The 23,689-nt window shown below is 65.4% G+C and carries 22 protein-coding genes; 10 read left to right on the top strand and 12 right to left on the bottom strand.

Annotated elements, in window-relative coordinates; genetic code table 11:
• Positions 1-42: 42 nt before the first annotated feature.
• The gene (locus ACQR1B_RS28320) at positions 43-240 is read left to right on the top strand and encodes a hypothetical protein (RefSeq protein ID WP_008964013.1); all 198 of its coding nucleotides are present in this window, start codon (positions 43-45) and stop codon (positions 238-240) included.
• Between the two features lie 197 nt (positions 241-437).
• Here the strand turns inward: ACQR1B_RS28320 and ACQR1B_RS28315 are convergent, their stop codons facing one another.
• From ACQR1B_RS28315 to hpaR, 8 genes are all read right to left on the bottom strand, one after another.
• The gene (locus ACQR1B_RS28315; RefSeq protein ID WP_434835595.1) at positions 438-1,961 is read right to left on the bottom strand and encodes a UxaA family hydrolase; all 1,524 of its coding nucleotides are present in this window, start codon (positions 1,959-1,961) and stop codon (positions 438-440) included.
• Between the two features lie 124 nt (positions 1,962-2,085).
• Positions 2,086-2,865 carry an HpcH/HpaI aldolase family protein gene (locus tag ACQR1B_RS28310; protein ID WP_434835596.1) on the bottom strand — a complete coding sequence of 260 codons (780 nt, stop codon included), beginning with the start codon at positions 2,863-2,865 and terminating at the stop codon, positions 2,086-2,088.
• 130 nt (positions 2,866-2,995) lie between these two features.
• Positions 2,996-4,081 carry a malate/lactate/ureidoglycolate dehydrogenase gene (locus ACQR1B_RS28305; protein WP_434835597.1) on the bottom strand — a complete coding sequence of 362 codons (1,086 nt, stop codon included), beginning with the start codon at positions 4,079-4,081 and terminating at the stop codon, positions 2,996-2,998.
• A 15-nt stretch (positions 4,082-4,096) separates the two neighbouring features.
• On the bottom strand, positions 4,097-4,822 hold the full coding sequence (locus ACQR1B_RS28300; RefSeq protein WP_434835598.1) for an ABC transporter ATP-binding protein: 726 nt from the start codon (positions 4,820-4,822) through the stop codon (positions 4,097-4,099).
• Entirely contained in the window at positions 4,822-6,603 is a 1,782-nt protein-coding gene (locus ACQR1B_RS28295; RefSeq protein ID WP_434835599.1) for a branched-chain amino acid ABC transporter ATP-binding protein/permease, read from the bottom strand. Before ACQR1B_RS28295 ends, ACQR1B_RS28300 begins: the two co-directional genes overlap by 1 nt.
• Complete coding sequence (locus ACQR1B_RS28290) at positions 6,600-7,472, bottom strand: branched-chain amino acid ABC transporter permease (RefSeq protein ID WP_434835600.1); 873 nt, start codon at positions 7,470-7,472, stop codon at positions 6,600-6,602. The genes ACQR1B_RS28295 and ACQR1B_RS28290 overlap by 4 nt, the downstream gene beginning before the upstream one ends.
• A gap of 89 nt (positions 7,473-7,561) precedes the next feature.
• Positions 7,562-8,707, bottom strand: coding sequence for an ABC transporter substrate-binding protein (locus tag ACQR1B_RS28285; RefSeq protein ID WP_434835601.1), 1,146 nt, complete (start codon positions 8,705-8,707; stop codon positions 7,562-7,564).
• A gap of 282 nt (positions 8,708-8,989) precedes the next feature.
• A complete protein-coding gene (gene hpaR / locus ACQR1B_RS28280; protein ID WP_434835602.1) occupies positions 8,990-9,505 on the bottom strand; it encodes a homoprotocatechuate degradation operon regulator HpaR in 516 nt (171 codons plus the stop codon).
• Between the two features lie 118 nt (positions 9,506-9,623).
• Between hpaR and hpaH the strand changes: the two genes are divergently transcribed.
• Genes hpaH through ACQR1B_RS28255 form a run of 5 tightly spaced genes read left to right on the top strand, consistent with a single transcriptional unit; the run spans position 9,624 to position 14,925 of the window.
• Positions 9,624-10,430 carry a 2-oxo-hept-4-ene-1,7-dioate hydratase gene (gene hpaH / locus ACQR1B_RS28275; RefSeq protein WP_434835603.1) on the top strand — a complete coding sequence of 269 codons (807 nt, stop codon included), beginning with the start codon at positions 9,624-9,626 and terminating at the stop codon, positions 10,428-10,430.
• A 23-nt stretch (positions 10,431-10,453) separates the two neighbouring features.
• Positions 10,454-10,852 (top strand): 5-carboxymethyl-2-hydroxymuconate Delta-isomerase, encoded by a 399-nt coding sequence (locus tag ACQR1B_RS28270; protein ID WP_434835604.1) that lies wholly within the window; start codon positions 10,454-10,456, stop codon positions 10,850-10,852.
• Positions 10,845-12,383 carry a 5-carboxymethyl-2-hydroxymuconate semialdehyde dehydrogenase gene (gene hpaE, locus ACQR1B_RS28265; protein WP_434835605.1) on the top strand — a complete coding sequence of 513 codons (1,539 nt, stop codon included), beginning with the start codon at positions 10,845-10,847 and terminating at the stop codon, positions 12,381-12,383. Before ACQR1B_RS28270 ends, hpaE begins: the two co-directional genes overlap by 8 nt.
• 12 nt (positions 12,384-12,395) lie before the next feature.
• Positions 12,396-13,268, top strand: coding sequence for a fumarylacetoacetate hydrolase family protein (locus ACQR1B_RS28260; RefSeq protein ID WP_434835606.1), 873 nt, complete (start codon positions 12,396-12,398; stop codon positions 13,266-13,268).
• Positions 13,269-13,290: 22 nt separating this feature from the next.
• Positions 13,291-14,925, top strand: a complete 1,635-nt coding sequence (locus ACQR1B_RS28255) for a thiamine pyrophosphate-dependent enzyme (RefSeq protein ID WP_434835607.1) — start codon at positions 13,291-13,293, stop codon at positions 14,923-14,925.
• Positions 14,926-14,931: 6 nt separating this feature from the next.
• Here the strand turns inward: ACQR1B_RS28255 and ACQR1B_RS28250 are convergent, their stop codons facing one another.
• The 4 genes from ACQR1B_RS28250 to ACQR1B_RS28235 form a co-directional block, all read right to left on the bottom strand.
• Positions 14,932-16,158 carry an MFS transporter gene (locus ACQR1B_RS28250; RefSeq protein WP_434835608.1) on the bottom strand — a complete coding sequence of 409 codons (1,227 nt, stop codon included), beginning with the start codon at positions 16,156-16,158 and terminating at the stop codon, positions 14,932-14,934.
• Between the two features lie 74 nt (positions 16,159-16,232).
• Positions 16,233-16,886: a DNA oxidative demethylase AlkB gene (gene alkB, locus ACQR1B_RS28245; protein WP_434835609.1), complete on the bottom strand. Its 654-nt coding sequence runs from the start codon at positions 16,884-16,886 to the stop codon at positions 16,233-16,235.
• 5 nt (positions 16,887-16,891) lie between these two features.
• Positions 16,892-17,635 carry a 2OG-Fe(II) oxygenase gene (locus tag ACQR1B_RS28240; protein WP_434835610.1) on the bottom strand — a complete coding sequence of 248 codons (744 nt, stop codon included), beginning with the start codon at positions 17,633-17,635 and terminating at the stop codon, positions 16,892-16,894.
• Positions 17,636-17,727: 92 nt separating this feature from the next.
• Positions 17,728-19,080 (bottom strand): amidase, encoded by a 1,353-nt coding sequence (locus tag ACQR1B_RS28235; RefSeq protein WP_434835611.1) that lies wholly within the window; start codon positions 19,078-19,080, stop codon positions 17,728-17,730.
• Between the two features lie 219 nt (positions 19,081-19,299).
• Here ACQR1B_RS28235 and ACQR1B_RS28230 point away from each other — a divergent pair, with 219 nt between their 5' ends.
• From ACQR1B_RS28230 to ACQR1B_RS28215, 4 genes are all read left to right on the top strand, one after another.
• Positions 19,300-19,713 (top strand): Zn-ribbon domain-containing OB-fold protein, encoded by a 414-nt coding sequence (locus tag ACQR1B_RS28230; RefSeq protein ID WP_434835612.1) that lies wholly within the window; start codon positions 19,300-19,302, stop codon positions 19,711-19,713.
• 4 nt (positions 19,714-19,717) lie between these two features.
• Positions 19,718-20,860 carry a thiolase C-terminal domain-containing protein gene (locus ACQR1B_RS28225; protein ID WP_434835613.1) on the top strand — a complete coding sequence of 381 codons (1,143 nt, stop codon included), beginning with the start codon at positions 19,718-19,720 and terminating at the stop codon, positions 20,858-20,860.
• A 277-nt stretch (positions 20,861-21,137) separates the two neighbouring features.
• Positions 21,138-22,052 (top strand): SDR family oxidoreductase, encoded by a 915-nt coding sequence (locus tag ACQR1B_RS28220; protein ID WP_434835614.1) that lies wholly within the window; start codon positions 21,138-21,140, stop codon positions 22,050-22,052.
• A gap of 125 nt (positions 22,053-22,177) precedes the next feature.
• A complete protein-coding gene (locus ACQR1B_RS28215; protein WP_434835615.1) occupies positions 22,178-23,293 on the top strand; it encodes an SMP-30/gluconolactonase/LRE family protein in 1,116 nt (371 codons plus the stop codon).
• Positions 23,294-23,689: the final 396 nt, after the last annotated feature.

Here is a 23,689-nt window from a genome sequence, read left to right as displayed (position 1 = left end):
ACACGTGCTATTTAGGACCCCCATTGCCAAAAGGAGAATCAAGTGGCGAAGACAGCTAAGAAGGCAGCTACCAAGAAGTTGGCGCGGAAACCCTACACGCCCGCCGATATCAAGCTGCTGAAGCAGCACTCGAAGTCCAAGACCCCGGTTGCCAAGATCGCCAAGGCGATGAAACGGACCGAAGGCTCGCTCCGCCAGAAGGCTCTGGCGCTGGGTATCGGACTGGGCCACCAGCGGTAAGTCGTTCGGCGCCGCTGTCGCGCGCGCGTCAGCACGGCCAGCCTGCGGCGGCGCTTCTCACCTGTCATCTGATCTCAGTTGCGATCCAGTCTCAGCTACGCGGCGATCTCAGCTGCGATCAGATGCCGGCGAAAAACCGCCGGCAAACAGGTCCCAGAAGCTGAATAGCTAAGCTATCCCAGCTACATCGTCCCCAGCTACATGGTCGCGCCGAGCACCCAGGGCGCGAACTCGGCCCCGCCGAAGTCGAAACTCTCGCTCTTGGTCTGCTGACCGGAGGCGGTCTTCAGAATCAACTCGAAGATGCGCTGACCGCAATCCTGCACCGTCTCCTCGCCATCGAGGATGGTGCCGCAGTTGACGTCCATGTCGTCTTCCATCCGCTTGTACATCGGCGTGTTGGTCGCAAGCTTGATGGACGGCGCAGGCTTGCAGCCGAACACGCTGCCGCGGCCGGTGGTGAAGCAGACGAGATTGGCGCCTCCGGCCACCTGCCCCGTCGCAGCCACCGGGTCGTAGCCGGGCGTATCCATGAAGACGAAGCCCCTCTTGGTGACGGCTTCGGCATAATGCAGCACATCAACCAGATTGGTGCTGCCGGCCTTGGCCATCGCGCCGAGCGACTTCTCCAGAATCGTCGTCAAACCGCCGGCCTTGTTGCCCGGGCTCGGATTGGCGTTCATCTCAGCCCCCTCCCGTGCGGTGTATTCCTCCCACCAGCGCATCAAGGAGACGAGTTTCTCGCCGACCTCGCGACTGACCGCGCGCCGCGTCAGCAGATGTTCGGCGCCATAGGTCTCGGGCGTCTCCGACAGGATCACCGTGCCACCATGTCGCACCAGCAGATCGCTGGCCGCGCCGAGGGCTGGATTTGCCGAGATGCCGGAATAGCCGTCCGAGCCGCCACACTGCAGCGCGACCGTCAGTTCGCTGGCCGGCACCGTCTCGCGCCTGACCTTGTTGGCGTCGGCGAGCGCTTCCCGCACGAAGCCGATACCGGCCTCGACGGTCTTGCGGGTGCCGCCGACCTCCTGGATGTCCATCGCACGCAGGCGGCCGGCGAGCTTCTGCTCCTCCATCAGCCCACCGATCTGATTGGCCTCGCACCCGAGACCAAGCACGATCACCGCAGAGAAATTCGCGTGGCGCGCGTAGCCGCCGAGCGTTCGCCGCAGCAGTTTCAGCGGCTCGTCGAGCGTCATGCCGCAGCCGGTCTTGTGCGTCAGGGCGACGACGCCATCGACATTGGGATAGTCGGCGAGCGGGTTGTCATCGGTAAACGGATTCTTCTTGAAGACATCGGCGACGAGGCCCGCGACATGGGCGCTACAGTTCACCGAGGTCAAAATGCCGATGTAGTTGCGGGTCGCAACCCTGCCGTCGGGGCGGCGAATGCCCTCGAACGTCGCCGGCAGATCGAAATTCGGCGTCGGCTTCACGTCGACGCCATAGGCATAGTCCTTGGCGAAATCGCCCATGCCGCAGTTCTGAGTATGAACGTGCTGTCCCGGCGCGATCGGTGCGGTGGCGAAACCGATGATCTGGCCGTAGCGGCGGACCGGCTCGCCCTGCGCGATCGGGCGCACTGCGACCTTATGCCCCGCCGGGATGCGGTCGACCGTGATCACGCCATCGGCCACCACGAGCCCGGGCGGCAGGCTCGCGCGCGCGATCAGTACGCTGTCCTCGGGATGAAGACGGATGACGGGAGCGGGAGCCATGGCGTTTCTCTCGTTTCAAGATGTCGGTCGGTCACGGATGCGCGAATGGCGAGTGGCAAGTGGCAAGTGGCAAATAGAATGAATTCCCTACTCGCTACTCCCCATTCGCCATTCGCCTCTTCTCTTACGCCTTGCCACCCGAGTCCTTGCGGGTCTGCGCGACCTGCTGGCGGGCGTAGACCTGCATCAAGCCGACCTCGTTGGACAAGGTCACCAGCTTGAAGCCCATGTTGATGGCGCGGACCGCGCCCTCGGCGCCGCTGCAATGGATGCCGGGGTTGAGACCGCGCTTGCCGCACTCCTTCACGATCTTTTCATAGATCTTGAGGATCTCCGGCTCGTCGCGGTCGAGCTTCGGCACGAGACCATAGGAGAAGCCGAGGTCGGACGGGCCGATATAGACGCCGTCGATGCCTTCGACATCGAGGATCGACTCCATGTTCTCGACTGCCGTCTTCGTCTCCATCATCGGCAGCAGCACGATCTCGTCGTTGGCCGTCTTCTGATACTCGCCCGCGCCGCCATACATGCCCGAGCGGATCGGGCCGTTCGAGCGAACACCCTTCGGCGGATATTTGGAATAGGAAACGAGGTTGCGCGCCTCCTGCGCTGTGTTGACCATCGGGCAGATGACACCGTAGGCGCCGCCGTCGAGCACCTTGCCGATGATGCCGGGCTCATTCCACGGCACGCGCACCATCGGCGTGACCGGATGGCCGTGCATCGCCTGGAAACACTGCACCATCGACAGATAGTCCTGCACGCCGTGCTGCATATCCACGGTGACACTGTCGAAGCCGCACTGCGCCACGACCTCCGCGGAGAATCCCGAGGGGATCGCAAGCCAGGCATTCACCACCGTCTTGCCTTCGGCCCAGAGCTGCTTGACCTTGTTGTTCGCCACGACTGGTTTCCTTCCCTGCTATTCAAACTGATCTGACGTGTTGGACTTTGTTAACCCAGGCGATGACGACCACTGTGCGTGCTCCAGCCGACCGGCAACGATGACGTCGCGCGCCCGTGATCGCATTGCCTCACGATGTCGCCCGCTGAATGCTCGCTTCGCTGACGCCGACCTCGCGCGCCGTGTTCACTATCGCCGCCCAGGTGTCATCCGGCAAGGGCACGCCGTTGGCGGTGCGCTCGGCCCGGGTCTTGCGCTCGGGATCGCCGGGCACCAGCACCTGATCGACGCCGGAGACCGGCTTGGTCTGCCGGATGAAATCCGTGTAGCGGGTGATCTCGCCATCGAAGAAGTTGGCGGGATCGACCACCTTGGGGTCGATGTAGATCGCGAGCATGCCGTTGGCAAAGCGCCGGTTCGCCGAGGTGGCACCGGTGCCGGTCAGGGCGCCGCCGAGCAGTTCGCAGATGAAGGCCAGGCCCGAGCCTTTGTGCTCGCCGAAGGCGCGGATCGCGCCCGTGCCCTTGGTGTGGTCGCGCGTGCCCTCCATCTCGTAAGGGCCATAGAGAACGGAGGGGTCTTCGCTGAGCGAGCCGTCGGCATCGATCAGCGCGCCCTTCGGCAGCTTCTTGCCGCCGCGGCTCGCCACCAGCACCTTGCCTTCGGCAACGATCGAGGTCGCAAAATCCAGCACGATCGGGTCCTGCCCCTGACGCGGAATGCCGACGCAATAAGGCGCCGTGGAAAACCGCTTCTCGACGCCGCCATACGGCGCCACCAGCAAAGAGCCTGCCGCGGTGACGAAGTGGATCGACACCAGCCCTTCGGCTGCGGCCATCTCTGCCCAGTCGCCGACACGGCCGAGATGACCGGAGTTGCGCAACGCCAGCGCTGCGAGCCCGCTCTTCTTGCATCTGTCGATGCCGATCTTCACTGCCTGTGGCGTCACCGTCTGGCCGTAGCCGAACTTGCCATCGACGACCACCAGCGACGGCGTATCGACGACGATCTCGGCCGTCTGATTGGGCACGATGGAGCCCATCTTCTTCCAGCGGATGTAGACGGGAACCCGGATGACGCCGTGACTGTCATGCCCGGTGAGGTTCGCCGTGGTGAGATAGGTCGCGATCCGGCGGGCTTCTTCCGGCGACGAGTCGGCATGTGCGAACACGTCCGCGACGAAATCGATGAGGTTGTCGAGCTTGATGGTGACCATGACCAGAACTTCCAGTTAACCCGCTTTGGCGTGACCGCCGAGATAGGCGGCGGCGATGGCTTCGTTGCCCCAGAGTTCGTCGGGCTTGCCGCCAAGCACGATACGCCCGGTCTCCAGCACATAGCCGTAGTCGGCGACCGACAATCCCATGCGCGCATTCTGCTCGACGAGCAAGACGGTGGTGGTGCGCCGGATCTCGGAAATGATGCGAAACACCGCCTGCACGATCACCGGCGCCAGCCCCAGCGACGGCTCGTCGAGCAGCAGCAGCTTCGGCCTGGCCATCAGGCCGCGGGCGACCGCGACCATCTGCAGCTGGCCACCGGACAGCGTCCAGCCCAGCGCATTGGAAAACGCGCGGATATCGGGAAACAGGTCGAACATCGCGTCCGCCTCATCCGAGAGTTGCTTCTTCGGCGCGCGCCGGTTCGAGGCCCCGAGCATGATGTTCTCTTTGACGGAGAGGCCGGGAAACACCCTGCGGCCTTCGGGCACATGCGAGATGCCGAGCCGGACGATCGCCTCGGGCCCCATCCCCGCAATCGACTTGCCGTCGAACAGGATCTCGCCGGCCGCCGGCTTGGCGAGGCCGGAGATCGCGCGCAAGGTGGTCGACTTGCCGGCCCCGTTGGCGCCGAGCAGAGTCACGACCTGGCCCTGCTCGACGCTGAACGACACGCCGCGCAGCGCCTCGATTTCGCCGTAGCGGACGACGAGGTCGCGAATGTCCAGCAGCGCCATCATTCGCTCCCGAGATAGGCGGAGACGACGTCGGGATGACGCAGCACCGCCATCGACTCGCCGTCCGCGATGCGGCGTCCGAAATTGAGCACGGTGATGTGCTGCGCCGCCTCCGACACCAGCGTCATGTCGTGATCGATGATCAGGATGGTGAGGCCCTGCGCCGCGATCCGTTTCAACAGCTCGTGCAGCTCGAGCTTCTCGGTCGAGTTGAGGCCCGCCGCCGGCTCATCGAGCAGGAGCAGCGTCGGGTTCGACGCCAGCGCGCGCGCGATCTCGATCAGGCGCTGATGGCCGTAGGAGAAGCTCGTGATCGGCTCGTTGGCGCGGCTGCCGAGGCCGACGAAGGTCAAGGCCTCCATCGCGCGTTCGGTCAGCGCGGCGGCGCCCCCTGCCCCGATCATCGTGTTGCCGGGACGCTCGGCGCCGATCTCGACATTTTCCAGCGCCGTCATCGAGCGAAACAGCCGGATGTTCTGGAACGTGCGGCCGAGCCCTGCCGCCGTGCGCTGATGCGGCGGCATCGTCGTGATGTCGACGCCGTCGAGCACGATCCGGCCTGACGTCGCCTTGTAGAGACCCGAGAGCACGTTCAGGGTCGTCGTCTTGCCGGACCCGTTGGGTCCGATCAGCGCGTGCACGCCGCCGCGCCTGACTGCGATGTCGACATTGTCGACGGCTTTCAGGCCGCCGAAATGCTTCGACAGGCTCTGCACCTCCAGCACGATGTCACCGCCGACCGTCGCGGGCGCGAGTTGCAACGGCTTGGTCGCGGGCGAGGTCTTGATCTTGGCGCGCCATTTGTCCAGCGCCGCGGCGACGAAGCCCCAGATGCCGTCCGGCATGAAGCGGATGATCAGGATCACGAACAGGCCGTAGATCGCCAGATACAGTCCCGGAACGCTCTTCAGGAAACGCAGCCATTCCGGGATCAGGATCAGGAGCCCCGTGCCGATCGCAGATCCGATCGGCGAGGCCACGCCGCCGAGCAGCGACATGGTCAGGAACACGATCGATTCCGCAAACGAGAACTGATCCGGACTGACATAGGCGAAGCCGCCGGCGAACAGGCCACCGGCGAGACCGCCCAGCGCGGCACAGATCGCGAAGGCGGAGACCTTGGTTCGGAAGACATCGATGCCGTTAACTCCGGCCGCCAGTTCGTTGTCGCGGACGGCCCGCATCGCGCGGCCGAGCTTGGTATCCGGAAGATGCCAGACCAGATAGCCGACGATGGCCAGCATCGCGACGCAGAAGGCGAGATAGCCCTGCGAGGTCGTGAACAGCCCCGGACGCCCGATCCTGGAGACGCCGTCGGGTCCGTGCGTCAGCCAGATCGCGTTGATCATGACCAAGGTCACGATCTGCTGGAACGAGATCGTCACCATCGCCAGATAGTGCCCGCCGAGCCGCAAGGTCGACATGCCCAGGAATGCGCCCGCAGCCAGCGCAGCCAGGCAACCCGCCACGAGGCACACCCAGTAGTTCATCTGCAGGTCCGTGGTGCCGATACCGACCGCATAGGCGCCGAAGCCGAAGAAGGCCGCCTGCGCCAGATTGATCTGGCCGCACAGGCCGAGCACCACCGAGAGCCCGAACACCGCGATCGAGAACGTCGTCGCCTGCATCAGGATGTTGAGGACATAGCCGTCGAACTGCATGGTCGCGGCCAGGGCCACGACGATTGCCGCGGCGATGAAATACGGCGCGTGCCTGACGAAAGCAGGCCTCGTGCTGACGGCCGGCGCGGAGACCGGCATGTTGTCGCTACCCACGCTCATGCCTTCTCCGCCACGCGTTCGCCGAAGATGCCCTGCGGCCGGAAGACCAGGAAGGCCACCAGCACCAGGAAGGCGAAGCCGTCCTTGTACGGAACCGACACGTAAGCCGCGCCAAAGGTCTCGATGACGCCGAGCGCGAGCCCGCCGATGATCGCCCCAGTGACGTCGCCGAAGCCGCCGATGATGGTGGCCGCGAACGCCTTCAGCGCGATGGTCGAGCCCATCTGGATCGAAACGAACAGGATCGGCGCCACCAGGATGCCGGCGAGCCCGCCGAGCACCGCCGAATAGATGAAGGTGATCATGATCATGGTGGAAACGGAGATGCCGAGCAGCGACGCCATCTCCTTGTCCTGCGATGTCGCCTGCAGCTTCTTGCCGAGCATCGTGTGCTCGAAGAACCAGTAGTTGAAGATGACGAGCGCGATCGTGACCACGATGATCAGGAGATATTGGCTGTCGAGATAGACTGGCCCGAGCTGAATGCCCGGCGTCTCGAACCAGCCCTGCAGCACCTGCGGCTGCGGGCCGTAGATCGCCAGCACCGAATTGGCGAGCAGGATCGAGGCGCCGATGGTCGCGATGATCACCGGCAGATAGGTGCGGTGCCGCAGCGGATAATAGACGCCGAGATTGAAGACGACGCCGAGCAGCGCCATGCCGGCCAGCGCTAGCACGAAGGACAGCCAGTACGGCAGTCCCATTTCGATACACACGACCATCAGATAGGCCGCGACCATGGAGAACTCGCCTTGGGCAAAGTTCACCACATTGGTGGCGCGGAAGATCAGCACGAAGCCGAGCGCAACCAGCGCGTAGACGGCGCCGATGCCAATGCCCGTGAACAGCAATTGGAGAACGAGATCCATCACAGACCGACGAGGATGAGAGGAGCCGAAACGCGGGTGCTTCGAGGGCGGCCTCCCCGGCGCCGAGCCGGGAAGGCGCGCGTCACGGGTCAGTCGTTGAACTCGATATGCTTGTCGAAGACGATCGTGCCCTTTTCGTTGCGCACGATGTTGTAGCCATGCAGGCCGTCGCCGTTCTGGTCGAAATTGTACTCGCCTTCGGCACCCGGGAACTTCTTGATCGACAGAATCGCCTCGCGGACCTTCACGGGATCGGTCGAGCCGGCCTTGTTGATCGCCGCGGCGAGCACGGTGACCGCATCATACGGCCATGAACTCTGGTTGTCCGGCGCCACCTTGGCGAGGTCGCGATAGGCCTTGCCGAAGCTCTTCGATCCCTCGCTCGATTCCTCGGCATAGTCGGCAACGCCGTAGGTTCCGTAGAGCGCCGGGCCCGCGAGCTTCAACGCCGTGATGTTGACGATCGACGGCGAACCCACCCAGGGGATGTTGACGCCGAGTTGGCGCAATTGGCGGGCAAAGATGCCGAGATCGTTCTCGAAGGTAAAGTAGGAGCCGAGAATGTCGGCGCCGGACTGCTTGATCGCGAGCACGACCGGCGTGAAGTCCTGGCTCTGATTGGCGTAGCCCTGATCGAGCACCGCGGGAGCGCCGAGCTTCTCCAGCGCGGCGCTGAGCGCCTTGCCGCCGGCGGTTCCAAACGCGTCGGTGGAGTGCAGCACCGCCCATTTCTTCTTGCCGAGGACGTTGACCCCGTAATCGGCAATCACGCGCCCCGAATAGCTGTCATTGGGGCGGAAGCGGAACAGCCATTGATTGCCCATGTGAGTCAGCGTCGGATCGGTACCGCCGATCATCACCGGCTTGCCGAGTTTCATCACGTCGGGCGAAATCGCATGGACCTGAGTCGAGCGGATCGAGCCGAGGAAAGCCACGATATCGGACTGCGCGGCCAGCTTGGAGAAGGCCAGGACAATACCGGGATTGGTGGTCTGGTCGTCCTCGATGATCAGCTCGGCCTGCTTGCCGAGAATGCCGCCGGCCTTGTTGACGGCTTCCAGCGCCAGCTTGGCGCCCTTGATCGCGTAACCGCCGGATTCCGCCGCAGGCCCCGTGACCGGTGCGCACATGCCGATCTTGATGGTCGCAGCCTGCGCGCGGGCGCTGGTGATGACGGTGGGGGCCGCAAGGCCGGCGGCGATGCCGGCCGCGAATTCGCGTCTCGTAAGCTTCATGAAAGTCCTCCCTGACCGCATTTCTTTGGCGGCTTGTTATATGCCAGGCTTGCTATCTGGCCGTCTTACGGGTCGTCGCATGTGTCAGCACCGTTCCGGAGCGTGACCTCTCCTGCTGTTTAAGGTCTCTTCTGCCATCCGTAAATTGATATCGCGGCAACTTCATCGATCACCACCACTTTCATCGACACAAAGGCGACAACGCGCCGGCAGCACCTCCATCGTGCCTAACACCTATGCATGAGCTATGCGTCATCTTCCTACGCTCATGCAAATTTGCACTCACACCTCTTCGGCATCGTCGGATTCACCAAATTGCGCGAGGCTGCCCTCAAGCTCCGCCAGCATTTTTTGCAGCGCGGCAAGCTTGCGCGCGCCGTAGCGGCTGGCGATCGACGCATAGATGGCCTCGGAGCCGGGCGCGACCTGCGCGATCAACTTCACGCCCTTTGCGGAAATCGACAGAACGCCCCTGCGCATGTCGCGCGCATCGACCTCGCGCTGGATCAGGCCGCGCGCCTCGAGATCGCGCAGGATGCGTGACAGGCTTGGCCCGAGCAGGAAGGCGACGCGCGCCAGCTCCGTCACTTCGATCTCATCGACCGCCGCCAGCGCGCGCAGAATCCGCCATTGCTGCTCCGTGAGCCCGTGCTGCCGAAGGCTGGGACGAAACTGCCGCATCACGGCTTCGCGTGCGCGCAACAACGCCATCGGCAGCGACTGCGAGAAATCGCGCATCGGCACCTTGCGTGCTTCCTTCGCGGCCGGCTTCGCGCTCTTGGCCTTGGTCTCGCTCATCTCACCATCCTGGCCGCGCGCGCCCCGAGATTTGCACTGCAGCAAACGTCATTTCGGTTTGCCCGGCAAAACTTAACATGTTAATCATTTGCCGCCACCTCTTTTTCGAGGCCCCCTCATGCCGCTGACCAGCGACCAGATTCATAGCTGCGCCCTGCGTCTGGATCAGGCCGAGAAGAGCCGCCGCCAGATCAGGCAGCTGTCCCAGGAATTTCCCGACATAGCGATCGCCGACGCCTATGCGATCCAGAAGGCCTGGATCGACATCAAGGTCGCCGAGGGCCGCACGATCAAGGGACACAAGATCGGCCTGACGTCGAAGGCGATGCAGAGCGCGCTCGACATCGACGAGCCGGATTCCGGAGTATTGCTCGACGACATGTTCTTTGCCGATGGCGGCATCGTTCCCTCCGACCGCTTCATCGCGACGCGGATCGAGGCGGAGCTGGCCTTCGTCATGAAGCACCGTCTTTCAGGGCCACACTGCACGCTGTTCGACGTGCTCAACGCAACCGATTTCGTCGTGCCCGCGCTGGAGATTCTGGACACAAGGATCGAGCGCGTCGATCCCGCGACCAAGGCGACGCGCAAGATCTTCGACACCATCGCCGACAATGCGGCCAATGCCGGCATCGTGCTCGGCGGCCGGCCGCTACGGCCGCTCGATACCGACCTGCGCTGGATCGGCGCACTCTGCTATAAGAACGGCCAGCTGGAAGAGACCGGGCTGGCGGCCGGGGTGTTGAACAATCCGGCGACGGCCGTGGCCTGGCTCGCCAACAAGATCGCAAGCCAAGGGCTCGCGCTGGAACCGGGCCAGGTCGTGCTGGCAGGCTCCTTCATCCGGCCGATCGAGGCCCGCAAGGGCGACACGATCCAGGCCGACTATGGTCCCTATGGCACGGTGAGCTGCTACTTCGCCTGACACCTGTTCGGAGTTGTCTCACAATGCCGCATTTCAGCATCGAATATTCCGCCAATCTCGAGTCGCGTCTCGATATGGGCGAGGTCTGCGAAATCGTGCGCAAGGCCGCCACCGAGACCGGAATCTTCCCCGTCGGCGGCATCCGCGTGCGCGCGATCCGTTGCGAGCACTATGCGATCGCCGACGGCAAGGCCGACTACGGCTTCCTCGCGATGCTGCTGCGGCTCGGCGAAGGCCGCGACCTGCCGGCGCGGCAGAAGGCCGGCGAGCACGTCTTCAAGGCGCTCTCGGCGTCTCTCGATCCGGTCTTCGCCAGCACCAAGTTCGCGCTGTCCTTCGACATGCAGATCAACGACGCCGCAACCAGCTGGAAGCGCAACAACATCCACGACGCCCTGAAAGCGGAGGCATCCCATGGATAAGGCCACTCCCAAAGCCGATATCTACAAGGCCAATCTCGACCGCGCCGCTCCCCTGCTCGCGAAGCTGAAGGACGAGGGCATCGGCCATTTCATCGACGGCAAGGTGGTGCCGGCCATCTCGGGCGCGACATTCGAGACGAAGTCCCCGATCGACAATGCCGTGCTCGCCACCGTCGCGCGCGGCAATGCCGAGGACATCGATCGCGCGGCGACGTCGGCGGCGCTCGCGTTCAAGTCGTGGCGCGACATGGCGCCGGCGATGCGTCGCAAGCTGCTGCATCGCGTGGCCGACGCGATCGAGGATCATGCCGACGACATCGCCGTGCTCGAATGCATCGACACCGGCCAGGCCTACCGTTTCATGGCCAAGGCCGCGATCCGCGCCGCCGAGAACTTCCGCTTCTTCGCCGACAAATGCACCGAGGCCCGCGACGGGCTGAGCACGCCGAGCGACGAGCATTGGAACATCTCGACGCGGGTGCCGATCGGCCCGGTCGGCGTCATCACGCCGTGGAACACGCCGTTCATGCTGTCGACCTGGAAAATCTCGCCGGCGCTCGCCGCCGGCTGCACGGTGGTGCACAAGCCGGCGGAGTGGTCGCCGATCACAGCACTTTGGCTGGCGAAGCTCGCCAAGGACGCCGGCATTCCCGACGGCGTGCTCAATACGGTTCATGGCTTCGGCGAAGAGGCCGGCAAGGCGCTGACCGAGCATCCTGGGATCAAGGCGATCGGCTTCGTCGGCGAGAGCTCGACGGGCTCCGCCATCATGGCGCAGGGCGCAGCGACCCTGAAGCGGGTGCATTTCGAGCTCGGCGGCAAGAACCCGGTGATCGTGTTCGACGATGCCGATCTCGACCGCGCGCTCGATGCGGTCGTGTTCATGATCTACTCGCTCAATGGCGAGCGCTGCACCTCCTCGAGCCGGCTGCTGGTGCAGCAGAGCATCGCCGAGAGCTTCACCGCAAAACTCGCCGCGCGCGTGCGTGCGCTGAAAGTGGGCCATCCGCTCGATCCGGCCACCGAGATCGGGCCGCTGATCCATGAGCGGCATCTCGCCAAGGTCTGCTCCTACGTCGACGTCGCGCGCCAGGACGGCGCGATCGTCGCCGTCGGCGGCAAGCGGTTCGATGGGCCGGGCGGCGGCCACTATGTCGAGCCGACGCTGGTGACCGGCGCGAGCCAGACGATGCGCGTGGCGCAGGAGGAGGTGTTCGGGCCCTTCCTCACGGTGATCCCGTTCCGCGACGATGCGGATGCGATCGCGATCGCCAACAACGTGCAATACGGCCTCACCGGCTATGTCTGGACCAGCGACATGGGGCGCGCGCTGCGCGTCGCGGATGCGCTGGAGGCCGGCATGATCTGGCTGAACTCGGAGAACGTCCGCCATCTGCCGACGCCGTTCGGCGGCATGAAGGCGTCGGGTATCGGCCGCGACGGCGGCGACTACTCGTTCGACTTCTACATGGAGACCAAGCACGTCTCGCTGGCGCGCGGCACCCACAAGATCCAGCGGCTCGGCGTCTAAGGAGAACCGCCCATGACCTCCCCTCGCCTCGCCACCTATACCGCCGATCGCGCGATCCGCTATGGGCTCGTGACCGAGACCGGCCTCGTCGACCTCTCCGCGCGCTTTGCCAAGGATTATCCGACCCTGCGCGAGGTGATCGCCGCTGGCGCCCTGCCCCGGCTGATCGATGCCGCAGCCGGCCTCTCGCCCGACCATGGCCTCGACGCGATTACTTGGCAGCCGCCGATCCCCTCACCGGAAAAGATCATCTGCATCGGCGTCAACTATCCCGATCGCAACGCCGAGTACAAGGACGGTCAGGACGCACCGAAATATCCGTCGATGTTCATGCGCACGCCGCGCTCCTTCGTCGGCCACGAGACGCCCTTGGTGCGCCCGCGCGCCTCGCCGCAGCTGGACTATGAAGGCGAGCTGGTGCTGGTCATCGGCAAGGCGGGCCGGCACATTCCGGAAAGCCAGGCACTCAATCACATCGCCGCGCTGACGCTCTGCAACGAGGGCACGATCCGCGACTGGGTGCGGCATGCCAAGTTCAACGTCACGCAAGGCAAGAACTTCGACTCCACCGGCAGCCTCGGGCCATGGATCGTGCCCTATGCCAGCGAGAGCCAGATCGCCGACATCCGGCTGACCACGCATGTCAATGGCGAGCTGCGCCAGGATGACCGCACGTCACGGCTGATCTTCGGCTTCCGCTATCTCATCAGCTACATCTCGACCTTCACCACCTTGGTGCCCGGTGACGTGATCGTGACGGGCACACCGACCGGCGCCGGTGCGCGGTTCGATCCGCCGCGCTATCTCAAGCCCGGCGATGTCATCGAGATCGAGGCCGAGGGCGTCGGCACCTTGCGCAACGGCGTCATCGACGAAGCTCAGTAAAGATCTGGAACAGGACCTACGCATGACCACCATGACCGGCGGCGAAGCCATCGTCAGCGGGCTCGTCGCCCACGGCGTCGACACCGTGTTCGGCCTGCCCGGCGCGCAGGTCTACGGCCTGTTCGACGCCTTCCACCAGGCGCAGTTGAAAGTCGTCGGCGCGCGGCATGAGCAGGCCTGCGGCTACATGGCGTTCGGCTATGCCCGCGCCAGCGGCAGGCCCGGCGTGTTCAGCGTCGTGCCCGGCCCCGGCGTGCTCAATGCCGGCGCGGCGCTGCTGACCGCGTTCGGCTGCAACGAGCCGGTGCTGTGCCTCACCGGCCAGGTGCCGACCGACTATCTCGGCCGCGGCCGCGGCCACCTGCACGAGATGCCGGACCAGCTCGCGACCCTCCGCACCTTCGTCAAATGGGCCGAGCGCATCGAATATCCGGACAGCGCGCCGACGCTCGTGTCGCGCGCCTTCCAGGAGATGATGTCCGGGCGGCGCGGCCCGGCCGCGCTGGAAATGCCGTGGGACGTGTTCACGCAGAAGGCCGCAACATCAGCCGCGAAGCCGCTAGGTGAGTTCACACCGCCACAGCCCGATCCCGACCGCATCGCCAAGGCCGCCGCGCTGATCACGGGCGCCAAGGCGCCGATGATCTTCGTCGGCTCCGGCGCGATCGAGGCGCGCGAGGAGATTCTCGCGCTCGCCGAAATGATCGACGCGCCCGTCGTCGCCTTCCGCTCCGGACGTGGCATCGTCTCCAATGCGCATGAGCTCGGTCTCACCATGGCCGCGGCCTACAGACTATGGCCGACCACCGACCTCATGATCGGCATCGGCACCCGCATGGAGCTGCCGACCACGTTCCGCTGGCCGTTCAAGCCGGACGGCTTGAAGTCGATCCGCATCGATATCGATCCCGCCGAGATGCGGCGCCTGATCGTCGACGCCGGTATCGTCGCCGATGCCAAGGCCGGAACGGCTGCGCTGGCTGCGGCCGTCAGCAAGGCGGGCTATAGCAAGACGTCCGGACGCCGCGCGGTGATCCGCGAGGCCAGCGCGGCGACCGTGCAGGAGATCCAGAAGGTCCAGCCGCAGATGGCCTATCTGAACGTGCTGCGCGAGGTGCTGCCGAAGGACGCCATCGTCACCGACGAACTGTCCCAGGTCGGCTTCGCCTCCTGGTACGGCTTTCCGGTCTATGAGCCGCGCACCTTCATCACCTCGGGCTATCAGGGCACGCTCGGCGCGGGCTTCCCGACCGCGCTCGGCGCCAAGGTCGCGCATCCCGACAAGCCTGTGGTGGCGATCACCGGCGATGGCGGCTTCATGTTCGCCGTTCAGGAGCTGGCGACGGCCGTGCAGTACAACATCGGCGTGGTCACCCTGGTGTTCAACAACAACTCTTATGGCAATGTCCGGCGCGACCAGCGCGAGCGCTTCGATGGCCGCGTCGTTGCCTCCGATCTCGTCAATCCGGATTTCGTCAAGCTCGCCGACTCCTTCGGCGTCGCCGCGAGCAAGGTCACGTCACCGGATCAGTTCAGATCGGCGCTCGAAAAAGCGCTGGCGCATGGCGGGCCGTATCTGATCGACATCGAGGTGCCCCGCGACAGCGAAGTCTCGCCCTGGGCCTTCATCCATCCGGCAAAGCCTGCGGGGGTCTGATCGACCTTACGGCGGGGACGCGCCGCGTCCCCGCAATCCGGCCGCGGCCATCGCCAAGAGACCGGCGCCGGCGACGAGCCAGCACGCGACCGGCGCCCACTGCACCAGCGGCGCATAGTCGGGCAGCTTCTGCAGGCCACCGGCGACGGCGGCGATCCGCGCGAACGTGGCCAGCGCGAGCGCCGAGAACACCAGCCCCGTCACCTTGCCCTCGGCGCCCGTCGATCCGATCGCGAGCGCCGCCGAGATCGCGCTCATCATCATGCAGCCCCAGGCCGCGCCGGCGATGAACTGCGCCACGATCAGCACGTTCAGCGCTCCTGCAAACTCCGCGATGACGATCGCGATCGCGCCGAGCAGGCCCGCGACGCCCATCACGATCAGCCCGCCGCGATGCTTCACCACCACGCTGGCCGGAAACAGCACGAGGTTGAAGCCGATCCAGAACACCGGCATCAGCCAGGGCAGATCCTCCGGCTTGGCGAAACGGAGGTAGAAGGCGGAGCTGTTGATGCTGAAATGCAGCTGATAGCCGAGCGCCAGGATCACCATGGCGCCGATGAACAGCAGCGGCAGTCCGCGCAGCGGCTTGGGGTCAGCGATCGCGGTGACTGGCTTTGCCGCCAAGCGGCCCTCCTGCGCGATCCGCGACACGCCGAGCGCCGTCAGCAGCAGCACGGCCGAGGAGATGATGAACGGCAGCCGCGGATCATAGTCGCGCATGACCACGCCGAGATAGGGCGACACCGCGCCGGCCACACCATAGCCGAGCATCACCAGCGCCGTGAGAAACGGGACGGCAGGCCGCGCCGCGTGGCGCCCGAGCAGGGTCAAAGGCGGCGCCCGCAACACCGAGGAGGTCAGCGCCCAGATTGCGATCAGTGCGATGAAGACCGCCGGACTGACCGATCCGGCCGCGAACGGCAGCGCGACGAACGCGCAGCAGGATACCGCCGTCACCAACGCGATGAAAATGCCGAAGCGGCCGGCGATCCGCCCGAGCCGATCGGCGGCGATCCCCATCGCCGTATCCGCGAGCGTGAAGATCGCCTGGTCCAGCATCAGGATCAGAATGACGGCGGAGGGCGCGATGCCCGCCTCAGCCGCGAGCTTGGGCAGATAGATCACGTAGGTGGTCCACAGCAGGCTGAAAACCAGCTGCAGCAGCGCCAGATGAAGTCCGAGTCGCGTCGCCGCCGGCGCCCGCTCCTCCGCAAGTTCGACAGTGCTCATGGCCCCTCTCCCAGGCGCAGCATAGAGCCGGGGATTGCCGTTGCAAAATGAGGAGGATCACACAGCGGCCAGAACTACCGCGCGCGGCGAAACGTCAGGTTGATGCGCCGGCGGCCGAGCAGCGCATGCTCGCCGTCGGCGAGCGGGGCTATGCCGTGGAAGGCGAGCCGTGCCGGGCCGCCCCACACGACGACGTCGCCATGAACCAGCCGATAGCGCTGCGTCTTGTCGGTGCGCTTGAGGCCGCCGAACAGGAAGGTCGCGGGCAAGCCCAGCGACACCGAGACGATCGGCGCGCCGATGTCGCGCTCGTCGCGATCCTGATGCAGCGACATCTTGGCGCCAGGCTCATAGCGGTTGATCAGGCAGGCATCCGGCGCGAAGCCGGCAAAGCCAGCCTGGCTCGCTGCTTGCTCGGCGAGGTCGCGAAACAGCGGCGGCATCGCCGGCCATGGCTGGCCGCTGTCCGGATCAACAGCATCGTAGCGATAGCCGGTCCGGTCCGTGACCCAGCCGCAGGCGCCACAACTCGTCATCGCCACCGACATCTGATGCCCGCCGGGCGTCACCATGCGCCGAAACGGCGCCTGCGCCGCAATGGCATCGATCATCGCGATCAGCTCCGCCTCCTGTGGCCGCGCGAAGCCGCGCAGCAGCATGGCGCCCGGCGCGAGCTGCTCACGGGCCGGTCCCGCGCGATCCAGTGCATCGAACAGATCAGCCGTCATGCTCCTCACTTCGCATCATGAAAGATCACGCCGAGCGTATGCCGCTGTCCCCCGCGCAGACGGCTGACGCCGTGACGCATGTTGACACGGTAGCTGCCGCGCGTGCCCTGCACGGGCCGATTGTGGACGGCGAACACCACGGCATCGCCCTGCCGCAGCGGCACGACTTCGGCGCGCGACTGCATGCGCGGCCGCTGCTCGGTCAGCACGAACTCGCCGCCGTCGAAATCGCGCCCCGGCTCGGACAAGAGGATCGCGACCTGCAGCGGAAACACGTGCTCGCCATAGAGGTCCTGGTGCAGGCAGTTGTAGTCGCCCTCGACATATTGCAGCAGCAGCGGCGTTGGCCTGGTCTGGCCGGCCTGATGACAGCGCGCGAGAAAGTCGGCGTGCTCGGCCGGATAGTGCACGTCGATCCCCATCGCCGCGTTCCAGCGGTTGGCGATCGCGACCAGACGCGCATAGAGCAGCGGCCGCAGCCGCGCGATCGGATCCGGCAGCGGATAGCTGAAATATTTGTACTCGCCGCGGCCAAACCCGTGCCGCGCCATGACGACGCGGCTGCGGAAGTGTCGATCGTCCGGATAGAGCGCCGCCAGCGCGCGGCACGCGTCGGGCGAGACCAGCTGCATCAACACCGCGCAGCCGCCGGCATCGAGGTCGCGTTCGACCATCGGCCAATCGATCGCGTCGATGCCCGGAGAACCAAGGACTGGCGGAATCGATGCCATTTTGCGCGCGTTCGTCATCCACGCAATGTGGCCCTCAGAACTCCGTCACGCCACCCGTTTCCAGATGGAACTAAGGTGTTCCGAGACGACCACTCGTCTGCTCAGTGAACTCACCCCCGCACCACGCCCTCGACCCCCGCCGCGATCTCCAGCAGCTTGCGGTCGTTGCCGCCGGACTGCGCCAGCATCAGGCCGACCGGGACCTCGCCGTGGCGATGGGCCGGCAGCGAGATCGCGCAGCCGTCGATCATGTTGATGAAGGTGCAGTTGCGCAAAGCGCGGATGTTCTCGCGGGCAAAGGCCTGATCGTCGGCGAGGTCGGCGATGACAGGCGGCGTGTTGGCGGTGGTCGGCATCACCAGCGCGTCGTAGGGCGCGATCCGCGCCGCGGCGCGCGTGACCAGCGAACGGCGGGCGTTGAGCATTTCGATGTAGTCGGGCACCGTGATCGCCTCGCCGCGCAGGATGCGGACGGAGACGCGGGGATCATAGACGTCGCCTTTGCTGGTCAGCAGGAACCGGTGCCAGGCGTAGCTCTCGGCGGCGGCAAAGCCGCCCTTCGCACCGATGATGCCGACGTCGAGGAATTCCGGGAATGCGATGCGCTCGATCAGCGCGCCCCGCGTCGCCAAAGTCTCCAGCGCCCGCTCGAAGGTCGTAGCCACCTCCACGTCGAGCTCGTCGAGCACGATCGTCGTGGGCACCGCGAGCCGCAGGCCCTTCACCGGGCGCGGCGTCAGCGGCCGGATCGGCTCGTCGGCCAGCACGGAATCCAAGACCGCACAGCACGCGACAGTGTTGGCGAGCGGACCAAAGCTGTCGAGCGTGGACGACAGCGGCACGCCGCCGTCGAGCGGCACGCGGGCCTGCGTCGGCTTGAAGCCGGTGATGCCGTTGAACGCGGCGGGGATGCGGCAGGAGCCGCCGGTGTCGGTGCCGAGCGCGCCATAGGCCATACGGTCGGCGATCGAGACCGCGGCGCCCGACGACGAGCCGCCGGGGACATGGCCGACCTCGCGCTTCCAGGCGCTCTTCGGCGTGCCGTAATGCGGGTTGATGCCGATGCCGGAATAGGCGAACTCGGTCATGTTGGTGCGTCCGATCACGACGAAACCGGCCCGGCGCAGCCGCGCCACGACCGGCGCATCGGCCTCGGCCGGCGCCGAATCCTCCAGCGCGCGCGAGCCGGCGCGCGTCACCTGGCCCTTGATGTCGAACAGATCCTTGATCGAGACCGGAATGCCGGCGTAAGGCGACGGCGCGACATTGGCCTTGCGCAACGCATCCATGCCGTCGGCGGCCGCGAGCGCCGCCGCCTTGTCGACATGGATGAAGGCGCGCTGGCCCTCGCCGGCGGGATCGGCGATGCGGGCCAGACAGTCCTCGACCAGCTTGCGCGATGTGGTGCGGCCGGCGGCGAGATCGTCGGCCAGCGCGGCCAGGGTCGGATTTGCAGTGGTCATAGCATCCTATCACGTGGGGTCGGCGGCATCGGCCGCGCCATCGAGTCCGCATCAAAGACCAATTTTCATCATGCGGCAATTGCCGCGCCGGCACCTCTGCGCTTCCCGTAGGGCCGCATGCATGACGTGATGGGCCGTTGACGCGTCCGCGTTCCATGGCGCATCACTTGGGGCAAACGAGCGGGCGACGGAGCCCGCCGCACGGGAGGATCGATCCGGATGGCCGAGCCGATGCGCGCACGTCCCAAGCCGACACCCGAGACCCAGCATTTCTGGGACGGCACGAAAGCTGGCGAGCTCAGGCTGCAGCGTTGCGACGCCTGCGCCCACGTCTACTTCCCGCCGCGTCCGTTCTGCCCATCCTGCGCCAGCCGTGAGGTCAGCGCCTTCAAGGCCTCGGGCAAGGGCACGCTCTACAGCTACGTCATCAATCATCGTCCATTGGCGCCCGGCTTCACCACGCCCTACGCGATCGCCGTCGTGGCGCTCGAAGAAGGGCCGCGGATGATGAGCAACATCACCGGGTGCCCGCAGACGCCCGAAGCGCTCGAACTCGACATGGCCCTCGAAGTGATGTTCGAGAAGCTCGACGAGCAGATCACCCTGCCCCTGTTCCGGCCGGCGAAAGGATAGCGCCATGCGTCGAAACCAGGTTGCCGTGGTCGGCGCGGCCGAGACCACCGAGCTCGGAATCATTCCGACGATGTCGCAGATCCAGCTGCATGCGGATGCCGCGCTGAACGCGATCGCCGATGCCGGCCTGAAGCTGTCCGACATCGACGGCTTCGCCACCGCGGTCGAGACGCCGCAGCAGATCTGCCATTATCTCGGCATCACGCCGACCTGGGTCGACGGCACCTCGGTCGGCGGCTGCTCGTTCATGCTGCACGTCCGCCACGCCGCGGCGGCGATCGAGGCCGGGCTGTGCAAGACGGTGCTGATCACCCATGCCGAGAGCGGCAAGTCGATGATCGGCAAGCTGCCGCGATCGATTCCGCCCGACAGCCTGCAGGGCCAGTTCGAGGCGCCGTTCGGCGTCTACGGACCGCCCAGCATGTTCCCGATCCCCGTGCTGCGCTACATGAAGACCTATGGCATCACCCATGAGCAGCTCGCCATGGTGGCCGTGGTGCAGCGCGAATGGGCGGCGAAGAATCCGCGCGCGATGATGAAGGACCCGATCACGGTCGACGACGTCCTCAACTCGCGCATGATCGCCTACCCGTTCCGCCTGCTGCAGTGCTGCCTCGTCACCGATGGCGGCGGCGCGCTGATCCTGACCTCGGCCGATCGCGCCAAGGATTTTCCGCAGAAGCCCGTGTACATTCTCGGCACCGGCGAGAGCGTGGAGACGCCGATGGTCAGCCAGATGGAGACCTTCACCTCGTCGCGCGCCTTCAAGGTCGCAGGGCCCCTCGCCTTCAAGGAGGCCGGCATCGGCCATGCCGACGTCGACCATCTCATGATCTACGACGCGTTCGCGCATCTGCCGCTGTTCGGGCTCGGCGACCTCGGCTTCATGCCGCATGAGGAGACCGGGCCGTTCATCGCGGCAGGCCATACGCGGCCGGGCGGCAAGCTGCCGCTCAACACCAATGGCGGCGGCCTGTCCTACATGCATTCGGGCATGTACGGCATGTATGCGCTGCAGGAGAGCGTGCGCCAGATGCGCGGCATCGCGCCGGCGCAGGTGCCGAATGCCAAGATATCCGTGTGCCACGGCGTCGGCGGCATGTTCGCCGCGTCGGGCACGATCATCTTCACCAACGAGAGGTCGTGACAGCCGTCATTCCGGAGCACTCTCCCTCTTGCCGTCCCTCCTCCATGGCGATCGCATGTGATGGTGCAGATTTGAGGCGGGCTTTCTCCACGCCGTCATGGCCGGGCTTGTCCCGGCCATCCACGTCGATCGGCGTACTCGGACGGACGTGGATGCCCGGGACAAGCCCGGGCATGACGACGTAGAGAAAGCGTCGCGAACCACTCAGATCCTCATATGCGGTCGCCCGCGGCCAACGGACGAACCAGATTCTCACATCAAGCCAAGGAAACCCACCATGACCAAATCACTCCAGGACAAAGTCGTCATCGTCACCGGCGCCGGCCGCGGCATCGGCCGGGAGATCGCGCTGCTGTGCGCCGCCGAGGGCGCCAAGGTCGTGGTCAACGATCCCGGCGTCGCCTCCGACGGCTCCGGCACCAGCGCGGCCCCCGCGGAGGAAGTGGTCGAGGAGATCCGGAAGGCCGGCGGCACGGCGGTTGCGAATTTCGAGAGCGTGTCCGAGGCCATTCCGGCCAGCAAGATCGTGAAGGCGGCGACCGATCACTTCGGCAGGCTCGACGGCGTCGTCAACAATGCCGGCATCCTGCGCGACATGATCTTCCACAAGATGAGCATCGAGGCGTTCGAGGCCGTCATCAAGGTGCATCTGATGGGCTCGTTCTACGTCGCTCACTCCGCGGCACGGCTGTTCCGCGAGCAGGAGAGCGGCTCCTTCGTCCACTTCACCTCGACCTCCGGCCTGATCGGCAATTATGGCCAGGCCAACTACGCCGCCGCCAAGCTCGGCATCGTCGGCCTGTCGAAGTCGATCGCGCTCGACATGGGCCGCTTCAACGTCCGCTCCAACTGCGTCTCGCCGTTCGCCTGGAGCCGCATGATCGGCACAATTCCGGCCGAGACCGAGGCCGAGAAGGAGCGCGTCGAGCGGATGAAGCGGATGGGGCCGGAGAAGATCGCGCCGGTCGTCGCCTATCTGCTGAGCGATGCCTCGAAAGACGTCACCGGACAAATCTTTGCCGTCCGCATGAACGAGATCTTCCTGATGGGCCAGTCGCGCCCGCTGCGCTCGGTGCACCGCGGCGAAGGCTGGACGCCGCAGACCATCGCGGAACATGGCATGCCGGCGCTCAAGCCGTCATTCTACAAACTCGATCGCTCGGCCGACGTGTTCGGCTGGGATCCGATCTGAGATTGCGGCGCGGCAAGTCCGCTTGCAGCGCACACCATTTCAAGTTGTTTTTTGTGCAACCGACCCGCTGACGGCCATGATTTTGTCGTATGGTCGCCTCCCAACAAAAAAACGGGAGGACACAGATGACAAATCCACGACAGAACGACACACAGAGTTCGCCGGTCGGAGCCAATGGCTTCGACCGGCGCGCGCTCCTCAAGGGCGTCGCAGGCTTTGCCGCCGCGGCCGCCGCGGTGTCACCGGCCGTCGCGCGCGATTTCGGTCCGGGCGCGCAGCCACAGCGCTATCCCGATCCCGACATCGTCGTGATCGACGAGAAGCGTTTCAAGGCCAAGGTCGGCAACACCGTCATCAAGCGGCTGTTCACCGGCTGCCTGTGGGCAGAAGGGCCGGCCTGGAACACGCAAGGCCAGTATCTGGTCTGGAGCGACATCCCGAACAACCGCCAGCTGCGCTATCTCGACGACGACGGCCACATCTCGCAGCAGTTCCGCAAGCCCTCCAACGAATCGAACGGCAACACCTTCGACTATGAGGGCCGGCAGATCACCGCGGAACGCACCCGCCTCGTCCGCTTCGAGCACAACGGGACAGTCACCGTCCTCGCGGAAAAGGCCAACGACAAGCCGCTGAACGGCCCGAACGACATGGTCGTCAATCCCAGCGACAAGTCGATCTGGTTCACCGACCCGGGCTACGGCTCGATCAATCTCTATGAAGGGCAGAACGTCAAGAACGGCTCCAATCAGCCGTTCCAGAAGGAGGCGGTCTACCGCGTCGACGCGCAATCGGGCGCGATCACCAAGGTCGCCGACGATCCGTTCAAGCCGAACGGCATCGCCTTCAGCCACGACTACAAGAAGCTCTATGTCTGCGACACCGGCATCACGCATTATCCGAACGCCAAGAACGTCGTCTGGCAATACGACATCAACGGCGACAAGCTCTCCAACGGCAAGCAGCTGGTCGACATGACCCTGGACGGCAAGTCGGGCTTCCCTGACGGTTTGCGGGTCGACGTCGACGGCAACCTCTGGGTCGGCGCCGGCTGGGTCGGCGAAGGCTATGACGGCGTCCACATCTTCGCGCCCGACGGCCAGCGCATCGGCCAGATCAAGCTGCCTGAGATCTGCGCCAATGTCTGCTTCGGCGGCAAGAAGCGCAACCGGCTGTTCATGACCGCGAGCCAGTCGCTGTATGCGGTGTATGTGGAGACGCAGGGCGCGCATATTTGTTAGACGAGCTGCCGCTCCCGGCGCGCGCTGTTCGTCCGCCCGACGTCAGCGCGCGCTCGCCGAGGTCATCTGCCGCCGCTCTCCACGAGAACGCTGCTCGCGGTCCATGTGGCGCTCCCCGCTTCGGAGCTGGCGCCTCTTCCCGCTCCTCGAGATCTGTTCTTTCCTGATCTCTGTCCGTCAATGGTCGCGTTCGAACCAACCTGCAACCTCCGCACCGCTGCGCAATGCAAAGCCCTCGCCCCTTGTGGGAGAGGGCAGCATCAGCCGATCCGCAGGCTCGGTTGGGTGAGGGGTTCTCTCCGCGAGCGCAACTCGTTGAGACAGACCCCTCACCCGACCGAGTTCGTTGCGCGGCCGTCCATGCCCTCTCCCACAAGGGGCGAGGGCGCAGTCATG

The sequence above is a fragment of the Bradyrhizobium oligotrophicum genome (genome assembly GCF_051168495.1).
Lineage (GTDB): Bacteria > Pseudomonadota > Alphaproteobacteria > Rhizobiales > Xanthobacteraceae > Bradyrhizobium > Bradyrhizobium oligotrophicum_A.
Note: the sequence above shows the minus strand (reverse complement) of the source record. Positions and strands in the feature narration are given on the sequence as shown.